Genomic DNA, 11851 nt, shown 5'->3' with positions numbered 1-11851 from the left:
TGCCGCCTTGCTCCCCTCGGGCCGGAGGGCGCCGGTCACCGGGATGCCAGGCGCGCGACCCCGCGCGGGCGGGCAGCGGCCGCGTGGGGGGACGCCGGCAGCAGGCCCGCCTCTGCCTGTCTCCGCCAGCGCCGGGGCAAGGCCCGCCGCGGACCGCTGACGCCTACCCGCACGGTCTCCCCGCAAGCCTGCGCGCAGTAATCCAGGGCCTGCCGCAACACGGTATCGACCCGGCGCAGGGACATGCCGTGCCGGTCCGCCACTTCGGTACGGGTCTGGTCTTCCAGCCGCAGCGCGGACAGCACAGTACGGTGTCCCGCCGGCAGCCGATCCATCGCGCGCTCGAGCGCCGCCAGGCCAGACCGCGCCTGCGCAACGGTTTCGGGTCCCGGCGCGGCGTCGGGCAACGCATCCATGCCGTCCTCGTCCAGGCAGTGATGCAGCCCCGGCCGCTGGGTCCGCAGCATGTCCATGGCCACGTTGCAGGCGACGCGATAGACATAGGCTTGCGGGTGCCTGATCGACGCCGGCACGCTGGCGTCTCCCAGCCGCAACCAGGCTTCGTGCAGGCAGTCGCTGGCCAGGTCCTCGCTGTCCAGGCGACGCTGCAGGCGGCGCTGCAGCAGCGCATAGTTGGAAGCCAGGACTTCACGCAACGTGGGAACAAAACCGCGGACATCCTTCGTCCCTTGCCCCTGTCCGTGCTGGCTTCGTGCCGGTAACGCCGCCTTGTGAAGGGGCTGCTGCCGGACCGGTTCCGCCGCACCGGCCGCATACCGGCAGGCGTCCCCTGCCCAGTCTCCGGTCGAAGCGATGCACCCATCGCCCCAGCCGGTATTCGGGCTGGACTCCCCGCCCCCGCTATGGATCCCGATCATGTCCATGACCTGGGTCGCCTCAACGTTCTTGCGCGAGCAGCCGGCGCTGCTCGTCGGTCAGGTGCGCCATCAGCTCGGGACGCAGCGTGTCGCCATGCCCCAGCACCCGCACCCGGCCCCCGGCATCCGCGCTGGGCTCGACCGCGCGCGGCGCCGAGCCGCCCGGCGGCTGCGCCGGCCGCGAGGCGGGCTCGTTGCCGAAGCCCAGCACCTGCACGCTGATGATGGACGGCAGCGCCTTCTGGGCCGCTGCCCGCGACCGCGCCACGGCATCCTGCGCCGAGGTCGCCGCGCTGGTGGCCGCCGCGCTGGCGTTGGTCAACGCGCCCACGTTCACCGCGGCCACCACCGGAATGCCCTTGGACTCGCCCTGCACCTGGATGTTGGCCGCGTTGACCACCTGCAAGGCCGCGATGTTGACGTTGCCCGATACGCGAATCCCCGCTTCGCCCGCGTCGATCGTGCCCAGCGGCGCGATCAGGTCCACGTCGCCCGCCGGCACCTCCGGAATCGGATTCAGCGTGGCGATGCCGGCCCCGCTGCTGGGCACGGTGGGGCTGAGCGCCACGTTGCCCACGGCATCGTAGACGCGCCTGGGTGGCGTGTAGACCACGGTGGTCTTGGCGCCCCGGCCCGCGTTGATGTCGCCTTCGGCAGACCACGCCAGCACATGCCCGCCGAAGGTGGTCATGATGCGGCTCTGGCCCAGCAGGATGCTGGACTGCGCGTACATCTCGATGTCGCCGCGGCCCTGGGTGACGACGCCGGCCGTGGCCGGCGGCGCTTCGCCCTCCAGGCCCACGAGCTGCAAGCCGCCCGGCGTCAGCACCTGGATGCCGCCGCCGAAGTCGGTGTGCAGGCCGGCGCCGCCGTACATGGTGAAGTCGCCGCCATACGACACCGCCTGCCCCTGCGCATCCATTTCCGGGAAGAACGCACTGACGGCGCGCCGGCCGCGCAGGTAGCTGCCGAAGCGCGGGCCCGCCTCGTCGTTGTACTCGCGGCCGCCCTTGCGCAGTTCGGCGAAGTACAACTGGCGTGCGTAGATCTCGCGCTGCGCGGGCGCCAGGGCCTCCAGCGCGGCGCGTGCACCGTCCGCATCGCCTTCGTAGCCTTGCACGTCGCGCAGCCAGTTCACCAGGTACAGCTGACTTTCCTGGCGATAGTCCTCGGCCAGGCTGCGGTACTGCTGTTCCGTATCGGCGTCGCGCAGCGCCTGCCGCCGGGCCAACTCGGCGGGGGCATCCTCCGTCGTGCCCGCATAGCCGTATTGGGCGCGCAGCCAGTCGGCCAGCGTCAGTTCGCCGCCGTAAGTCTGCACCACGCGGTCGGGCTGGGCGTCCAGGCCGTTGCCCGGACCGGTCGCCATCGCGTTGGCCGCATCCAGATAGCGCGCCAGGAAGCCCGTGTAATCGGGTCCCGCCGCGCCCACGCCGGCCAGCACCGCGATGCTGGCGCCCGGGCGCGTATCGCCGCGCACCAGCGGACCGATGCTGCGCACGCTGGCCACGTCGTCCTGGCGGAACTGGCGGCCGGCCTGCAGCACGACCGCGCCCGGCCCCGCCACGGTGAAGCCGGCATGCACGATGTCGCGCCCGGCCTGCACCACCGATACGTCGCTGGCATTGTTGTGCAAGGCGATCCCGTTGAAGTCCAGGATGTCGCGGCCGGCGCGCACCGCCAGCGGCGTGGCCGCCTCGAACCACTGGGCCAGGGGGACCGTCGTCCAATCCGGGTAGCCGCGATTCAACATCGAGGTCGTGCTGCCCGCCTTCACGCCCACCACGTCTCCGTCGACCGCGTAGAAGCGTGCGGGCGTGCCGTCGCCGGCATGCAAGGCCCGCTCCTGCGGCGAGTTGGGACCGAAGACGAACAGCGGGTAGGAGCCGTTCGACGCGCCGCGAATGGCGTCCTTGGACGTGTTGGACAGCGTATCCGCGGCGGACAGCAGCCCCGACGCGAAGGCCGGCCGCAGCGGGTTGGGCAGCGCCGTGTCCGCGCCCGACAGGGTCACCGCGGGGCCGCCATTGGCCAGCACCGAGCCTCCCGCCAGGAACGACAACTCTCCGGATGCGGACGGCGCCAGCATCAGGGTATAGCGCTGGCTGCTCAGATTCGTGGGAACCACGGGCAGGATGACGTTGCCGTCCGCCGCCACCGCGCGCAGGATGGAGGGATAGACGATGTAGTAATTCGCGACGGTACTGCTGCTGGCGTAATGGGTGACTTCCCAGCCGAGATTCGACCCTTTCTTGTAGTTGCCGTAAAAGCTGATCGGCACCAGATTGCCGCCCGCCGACAGCAGGTTCACCGCCGTGGCGCCAGTCCATAGCGAGAACCAGCTCTCGCCGCCGGCGGACTCGGGCTCGGCCGCGCCGATCTTGCTATAGGGCGTGGTGTTCAGGAGCTGCGTGCGGCCAGGATCGCCGGTGCCGGCCAGCACCAGGTCGCCGCGCGTCTGCAACCAGGCCGGCGCATCGCCCAGCATCAGCACAGGCCCCCCCATGCCCAGTCCGCCGGACAGCGCGAAAGGATCGCTGGCACGCAGGCCAGCCCCGTCGCCGTAGTACCGCGACACCGCGCCCACCTTGCCCGCCGACAGCGTCAGGTTGCCGCGCAGGTTGGTCAGCACGCCATTGAGATCCAGGTGGTCGATGGAGCCGCCGCCCGATCTGAAGGTCCCGCCGTTGCCTGTCGCGCCGTCGCTCTGCTGCGTGGCGCGCACGTTGGGATTGAGCGCGCCGCCGATGCGCAGGTCCAGGTCGCCGCCGCCGGTCAACACCAGCTCGCCGTCGACAACGCGCCCGCTGCTGCCCACGGCGACCACCAGGCCCTGCGAACGCGGGGTGGCGTCGGACAGGGACACCAAGGCATCGCCGCGCGCCTCGCGCACGCCGGCGTGGCGGTCGGCCGAAAGACTGAGATTGCCGCCGCCCAGGGTGCCGAACCCCGTGAAGCCCACCAGGCGCGGCTGGCCATCCACCCGTTCGAAGCGGTTGGCGTACGTACCGAAATTGATCCACCAACTGGCGTCGATATCCTGCACGCCGGGGATGTCCTGGCCGCCCTGGCGCCACAGCCAGTTGCCGACCGCCGAGCTGGCCTGCCGCGACCAGTCCTGGCCCGGATAGCTGACGCCGTTCTGGGCATTGTCGCCCCAGGCATCGCCATACACGTCGCGGCCCGCGGACACCGTCAGGTTGCCGCCCTGGTCGGGATACCAGGCGCGGTAGACCGACATGGCCCCGGCGAATTCGCTGCCCTGGTAAGGCCCCAGCGCGCTGCCTTCGGTGACGCCGCCGCGTGCCAGTTCGAAGCGCGCATCCGCGGCGCCCACCGACGTCGGCGTGCCGGCGGTGTAGACACCATAGACGGACATCATGCCCACGTCCCGCCCGGCCGCCATGGACAGATCGCCCGTGCCGGTGCGCAGCACGCTGAAGGAAGGCGTGCCGTACCGGTACGCGTATTCGGTGATGACCTCGGGCGCTTGGCCCGCATCGCCTTCGCAAAAGCCGGCCGTCGCGCAGGAGTCCTCGAACGAGATGCCGAACCAGTCCATCCAGCCCAATTGGTAGTTCGTCTGGAACCAGTTCTCGGCCTCGGCGTAGGTCATGCCCAGCAGTTCGGGCATGGCGTTGGCGTCCACCCAGGCCTGCGTCAGGCGTGGTCCGCTGCTGGCGACACAATTGCCAGCCTGCGAGCAGAAGTCCTCGAAGGATTCGCCGAACCAGTCCATCCAGCCCATACCGTAGGTTTCCTGGAACCACGCCTCCGCTTCGGCGGCCGTCTTGCCCGCCAGTTCAGGCACCCCGTATGCAATCGCCGCCGTTTCCGAAAGGCGCATGCCGCCGCCCCCGCCCACGGTACGCCGGGTAAAGCTGGCCAGGCGCCCGTAATGGGTATCGGCCAGCACGATGTCGCCCGTGCCCAGCGCATTGCGCGAGCGCACGTCGGCCGACTCCAGGTCCGACCCCGCCACCAGTGTCAGGTCCCAGGACGTGGCCCCGGCCGGCAGCATGGGCGCCACCGCCCAGTTGCGGCCCTGCGTACCGTCGGGACCGACCGGGCGCAGGCTGACCGGCGCGTCGCCCGGCAGTTCGACCTTGGTCTGCGACGGGATGATGGCGCCGCGCGCCAGCACGATCTGCCCGCTGGCCGTCAACGCCGTCGGCAGCGCGATGCCCTTGGGCCAGGTGAAGGCCTGCACGCTGGCGGCGCTGCGCAAGCGGAAGCCCGCCCCCAGTTGCGCGCCGCTGCCCAGCGTGACCGCATTTTGCAGAACGGTGCCCGCCGCCAGCACCGTGCCGTCGGCCAGCGTGACCTGGCCGGTCAGCACCAGGCCGGCCGACAGGGCCAGATCGCCCGCCAGGGTGACCCCCACGGGCAGTTCGGTGCCCGCGGGCAGCGTGGCGGCCTGCGCGGGCAGGTCGTAGTTCAGCGCGCGGCCCGCGGGGAAGACCGTACCCGTGTCCAGGGTGACGCTGTCCACCGGGATGACGAGGTCGCCGCCGAACGGCGTCTGCCCGGTCGTCGGGTTGTAGCGGCCTTCGACGAGCAGCCAGCCCTCCTTGTCGTCCGGCGTGTCGGGCGGCGGCGCGAAACCGTCGTTGATGCTGCCATGGATGTTCAGGTTGCCGCCGGCGCGCAGCACCAGCACGCCGGGCTCGCCGAAGCCGCGTCGCGAGATATCGGCGTCCGGTCCGTAGCGGTAGCCCGACAGATCCAGGTCGCCCACCACCGTGAGATCGCCGTCCGCCGTGGCGCTGGCGATCTCCACGCCGGGACGCAGCCGCGCGCCCAGGCGGGACAGCGTATCGCCCAGCGCCGCGTTGCCGCTGGCCAATTGCATGAAGTCCAGGTTCTCCTTGTGGATGCCCTGTTCCTCGTTGCCGAAATAGCCCTGCGAGATCAGTTGCGGCCGCTTGTGGTTGATGTCGAGCTCAGCCGCCAGCGGCGCATCGGTATAGCGGCGGAAGGCGTTGACCGCCACGAGGCCGGCGCCCTGGATGACGGGCGTGCCCGCCACATTCAGCGCCACGCCGTTGGCGCCGTCGCCCGATCCGGCCAGCGCGCCGCGCGCATCGTTGCCGCCCGTGCGAAGCACGTTCAGGTCCAGCGTGCCGCGCATCACGCCGTCGTGCCGCTCGGGCTGCGCGGTGCCCGCGCGCAGGTCGAAGGACGCGCCCGCGCCCAGCGTCAGAGTGCCCTGGCGCGAGGTCAGGTCGATGATGGCGCGGTTCGGGCTGTCGATGATCTTGCCGTAGCTGTCGCGGCGCAGGTACGTGCCGTGCGCGTCCAGCTGGCCGTTGATCGTCAGGTCGCGTTGCGCGGCCAGGTAGATGCTGCCCACCTGCACGCCGCTGGCGTCGATGCGGCCATTCACCGTGAGACTGCCGCCGTCGGCCACGATCTCGACGTGGCGCGCGCGCACCTCGTCGCCCACCGTCAGGTCGCCCTGCTTGACCTGGAAGCGCCGCGCGCCGACCACCCCACCGTCGTTCAAGCGGGTGTTCAGGCCCTGGAAGTCGGCCAGGGTCTGCGCGCGCAACGTGATCTCGGCGGCGTCGTAGGGCACATAGGTGCCGCCCGCGTCGTACAGGCCGCTGGCGCTGCCCAGCACGGCGCCGGCCAGGTCGAGGTGGCCCGCCGATGCCCCCAGCGCGGTCGCCTGCAAACGGCCGCCGCGGTTGTAGCGCGCGGACAGGTCGATCACCGAGCCGGCGGCCTGCGTGATGTCGCCCTCGGCGCTCTTCATCACCAGATCGCCGCCCCAGCTGTATTGCTTGACGTCGTGCATGGCGATCTCGCGGCCCGCCAGATCGAGATGGGCCGCGTCGCCCAGCACGATGTCCTGCTGCGCGTCCAGCGTCAACTTGCCCGAGGGCAGCGCCACGGTAGTGTCCAGCGAGATGCGCTGCGCCGCCAGGCTCAGCGAACCGCCCAGGGCATTGCTCGTGCCGGAGGCGTTGCCCGTGCCTTGCACCGTCAGGGCCCCACCCGCGCGCACCTCCAGCGTGGCGCCCGCCTCGGCGGTCAGCAAGGGGGTATGCACGACGATGTCGCCGCCGCGGTACTGCCAGCCACGGCCGTCCTCGTAGCCGTCCACCGCATGGTGCACGGCCAGGCTGCCCGTGTCCTTGGCCGTGATCCGGGTCGCGGCATCCAGCGTCAAGGCCGAGAAACCCAGCACCAGGCGGTTGGCCGGCACCAGCGAGGTCGCCGTCCGGTACGGCGCCGCGTCGAAACGGATGACGTCGGCGGTGATGGCCAGCGTGCCGTCGCCCAGGCGGTCCAGCACCGCGCCGCCAGGCGCGGCGGGTGTGTCGTAACCGGGAATGATGGTCGCCGGATCGGCCGTCAGCGATCCCGCCCACACGAACTCATTGGCGCGGATCGTCGCCGTGTCGCCCGCCGCGCCATAACCGTAGATGGCCGGCGCGCCCAGCACCAGGCGCTGCAGGGAAGACGCGCCGTTGGCGCCACGCGTATCGAACAGCATGGAGCCGAACACGTTCACGGACTCGCCCGCCGTCAGGATCAGGCTTTCCAGCGCGGGCGTGCCCAGCGCCGTATTGCCGCGCAACAGGCGGTCCAGCACGTCCTGGCTCATCGCCATGCCCGGCGGCAGCACGCCCGCCGCCTGGGCAGCCGCCAGCGACCGCGCGGATCCCAGGTTCAGCGAAGACACGCTCAGCATCAGGTTGCGCGTGCCGTATTCGACGGCCTCGCCCATCGAGAACACGCCGTTGGTGGCCACGGCGATCGAGCCCTCGGACACGATGCGCGCCATGCCCTCGCACTGCGACAGGCAGGCGCCCAGCTCGATGCGCGTGGCATTCTTGAACGAGGGCGGCAGCAACGTGACATCGCCGTTGGAGACGACCAGCGCGCCCGTTCCCTGCGTCTCGATCAGCAAGCCGTTGCGGGCATCCATCGGCATGGCGCCCTGGCCCAGGGTGTTCAGCGTGGCGCCCTGCTCGACGACGATGCGCCCTGCCGCGCCGCTGGCCAGCACGATCTCGGCGGCCTGCAGCGTGACACCGTTGCGCACGATCACGTTGCCGCCGTCGCTGTCGGTGCCCAATCCCTGGCGCCCCGAACCGTAGGTCCCATACAGGGCCCCGCCCACGACCATCCGGGTCGGCGCCAAGGCATTGAGCGCGTCGGCGGATACCGCGGCGGCGCGCTCGCCCAGGATGGGCGACTGGCCAGGCGCGAGCACCTCGATACCCGCGGCGGCGCCGCTGACCGTCAGCGTGCCGCCATAGCCGGCGCTGCCCGCCGCGGGCGCGAAGCGGGCCTCGCCGTCCACACGCAAGGCTTGCCTGCCGTTCATGCCCGCGCCGGCACCCAGCGTCAGCGTCAGCGTGGCAGCGTCCACCGGCAGCATGGCGCGCGGAATACCGCGACGCGCCGCGTCGGCCAGCAGGAACTGCGCGTACGAGGTCTCGTTGTACTGCGCATGACGCCGCACCACGCCGGCCGGCGTGACCAGCAGCGTGTTGGCCAGCGCGTTGCGTTGGCCCGTATGGGCCGTGCCCAGGAAGCCCTGGGTGGCCAGCGAGCCGCCCCGCGTGCGCGCGGTGACGGCGGAAGCATGGGGCGTGGCCGCACCGATCTCGACGCGGAAGGCGCCGGGCAACAGCGCATAGGAAGACGGCAGCAGCGTGTAGGTGCCGGCCGCCAGGCCGGGCAGCGCGTGCTCGATCGTCACCTGGCGGCCCACGGCCGGCAAGCCCGCGCCGGACTCCGCCACCACCGGCGCATACGCACCTTGGAAGGACGGCACGATGGCATAGACGCCGTTACCGGAGGATGCGAATCCCATGGCCGGATTGCTGTCGGCCATTGCGTGCGCGAGGATGTCGATGGAGCCGCCGCGGCCGCTGACGAAGGCCGCGCCGCGCAGCTCTCCCCCACCCGAGAGATCCAGGATCGCGCCTGGCTCCACCGCGATCTCGACGCCCTCGATCTCCACTCGGCGAGAGATTCGGCCATCACTGGCTCGCCCGCCTGCCGGGGTGGGGTCGATCGCGGCGCCGGCATAGCGATAGTTGATGCCGTCGGCGGTGCCCCCATAGGGCATGTCCAGGCCCACCGCGCTGACGGAGGTCACGCTGCCCGGCAGGAAGCTGACCTTCGACGGACCGATGTCGGTGCCGCTGACGGTGATCAGGCCCAGCGGCGCGCGCAGCACGCCGCCCTGCTCGATGGTGGGCGCCTTGATGGAAAGCACGCCGAACGCCGAGTACGGCTGGTCGGGCAAGGCGCCCTCGGCGCGGCGCAGGGTGAGCACCGCATCCGGATTGCGCACGTTGTCCAGGCGGAATCCGTAGCCCACCGTGATCCCGCCCGCCGCGCCGGTCACCGGATAGAGCTGCGCGGCAATGACGGTCAAGGTATTCGGCGCGGACAACAGCGTGCCATCGCCCGTTCCGACGGGAATGTTCTTGTGCATCCGGATATCGCCCCGGCTGGCGATCAGCACGTCGTCGTAGTGGTTGAAGTTCAGCGCGCCGCGCAGGTCGATCAGATCCGCGTCCAGGCGGGCCTGGTGGCCGCGCTTGAGCCAGCCCGTGGTCAGGCCCGGAATCGTCTCGCTCGGATAGGTGTACGAATCGCCGCCCTCCACGATCTGGAAGCCCGCCGCGTCCAGGAAAAGATGCGGCGCGGCCAGGCGCAGCGTGGTTCCGGCCGGCGCGTCGTCGTGCACGGACGGCACGCCGACCAGGCGCAGGCTTTGCGGCAGGGAGATATCCACGTCGCCCTGGATCAGGGTCGTGGCGTACAGCGAGAAGCTGCCGAAGCCGCCGGCCTGGATGCGGTCCACGCCCAGCGCGGCCGTGCCATAGGCCAGCGCCGGATCGCTTTCGCCCGCGCGCAACCCTGCGCCCAGCACGCTGGCGCCCTGCACCTGCGACAGCGTCAGCGAACGCGGCACCAGCACTTCGGGAGTCACCGTGTTCTTGAAATAGAACGCGCCGCCCAGCGCCACGCCCAGCAGGCCGCCCGCCGCTTGCGCACCGCCCGCGGCCGCGCGCAGTTGGCCATCGAGATACAGGCTGTTGGACGACGCCAGGATGATGCTGCCGCCATTGGAGGCCACCGTCGTGGCGCCCCGGCCCGGCAGGTCCAGCACGGCCTGCGCGCCCGAGGCGTCCAGCAAGGCGCCGGGACGCAGGATCAGGTGGCGGTCCATGTAGCGTCCGCCATGCGGGATGAGCGACCCCGTCTCCCAGTTCAGCGTGCCGCCGATCTCGATGCTGCCGCCGTCCTGCACGATGCCATAGCGCTGGCCCAGGCGGTCCAGCGCCACATGGCTGCGGCCGGCCACGTCCAGCACGGCGTGCTCGCCGATCCAGACCGATTTCGCATTGGCCACGCCGTCGAACGCGGCAGTGTCGGGGCGCGTGTCATCGATCGAGATCCGGCCGCCCGGCGCCACCAGGCTGCCCAGCACGGTCATCTGGTCCGCGCCGCGCAGCGTGATCGACTGCCCAGGATCCACGGCGACCCGCGCGCCCTCGCTCACTTCGATGGCGCCGCCCTGCCCGTTGCGCTCCGAGCGCAGCGTCAGGCTGGCGCCCTTGCGTTGCGTGAGCATCGCCTTCGCGGGATCTTCGTCGTAAAGCGGCGGCGTCCACAGCGACAGCGCCGCGTCGCGCGCAGCGCCCGGCTCGCGCGTTTCGCCAGGCGTCTTGCGATAGACCGGCATCGCCACGTCGATGGCCGCGCCTTCGGCCACCGTCACCCCGCCGTGGCCATTCACGGTGTATTGGGCGAAGCCGGTCTGGAACAGACCGGCGTCCAGCCACAGCGCATCGGCATCCTGGGCGGCCTGCCGCTCGCCTCCCAGCACGATGACGCCCGCGCTGGCCACCGACAACGTGCCGCCACCAGCGATGCCGAAACCTTGCACCTGGCCGTCGAAGGCCAGCCGTCCGCCCACGGGCAGGGTCTTGTCGCTGAGCACATCGGCCGCCAGCGTGACGCTGCCGCCGCGCCCACCCAGAAGCTCGCCATCGGGCTGCAGCACACCGCCCGCCGACACGTCGATCACGCTGCCTTCGGCGATGACGACATCGCCTGTGCCTTGCAGCGACACGCTGCCACCGTGGCGATGCACGCGCGCCGCCAGGGCCTGCGCGCCGTCCAGACCGTCGCTCCACAGGCCGCTGGCATCCAGGCGTACGCCTTCGGCCACGTTCAGGTGCGTCGTCTGACCTGCCAGCGGCGCCAGCGCCACGTTCTCGATACGCTGGCCATTGGGCTGGTTCAGCACGTTGCCGGCCTGGATACTGCCGCCACGGCTGACCACGTCGGCGCGGATGTCCACCTGGGGGGCATATAGCGTGATGCTGCCGCCCGCCGCCGTGTTCAGCGTAGCGTCGATGGCGATGTGCTCGCGCGCCGCCAGCCGGATGGCGCCCAGCGGCGATTGATCCAGCAGCGCCGTGTCCAGGCGCAGCACGCCTTTGCGGTCGTCGGGCAACGCGGCAGACAGATCCAGTTCCTGCGCGATCGAAGCGACATCCTGCTCGACGACGATCCGACCGATGTTCTGGCTGGTCGCGCCCAGCGTGGGGACGAGGGTGCGATTGCGAGCGTCGTAGTAATAGCGCCAGTCGCCCACCACGAGTTGCCCGCGGCGCGACTGCGCGCTGTGGGACTGCCCGTAGCCCTCGGCCTCGGGCAACGGCGCTTCCGTCTGCCGCGTGCCCTGGAACGTCTCGCCCACCAGCCGGCCTTCCAGCACCGCGCTGGCCGTGGACACCACCAGCGTGCCCGCATCGCGGCCCACCGTATAGCCCGGCTCGAAACGCGAGGTCGGCGCGATCAGCGGGTTGTAGTAGTAGCGCGTGGCATCCTCGCCCCAGCGCGCCGACGCGGCCTCGTAGCCACGATAGACGCCCTTGTAGAGCAGGTCGCCCGGCGCGCGGTCCACGCTGTACAGGCGGCCATCCTCGCCG

The 11851-nt window shown here is 71.1% G+C and carries 2 protein-coding genes; both read right to left on the bottom strand.

What is annotated here, in order from left to right:
- Window positions 1-35: 35 nt before the first annotated feature.
- Window positions 36-656, bottom strand: coding sequence for an RNA polymerase sigma factor (locus A7W11_RS05370; RefSeq protein WP_066134561.1), 621 nt, complete (start codon window positions 654-656; stop codon window positions 36-38).
- A 241-nt stretch (window positions 657-897) separates the two neighbouring features.
- On the bottom strand, window positions 898-11826 hold the full coding sequence (locus A7W11_RS05365; RefSeq protein ID WP_218188576.1) for a filamentous haemagglutinin family protein: 10929 nt from the start codon (window positions 11824-11826) through the stop codon (window positions 898-900).
- Between the last annotated feature and the right edge of the window lie 25 nt (window positions 11827-11851).

The organism is Bordetella ansorpii, assembly GCF_900078315.1.
In the GTDB taxonomy this organism is placed as follows: Bacteria; Pseudomonadota; Gammaproteobacteria; order Burkholderiales; family Burkholderiaceae_B; genus Bordetella; species Bordetella ansorpii.
Note: the sequence above shows the minus strand (reverse complement) of the source record. Positions and strands in the feature narration are given on the sequence as shown.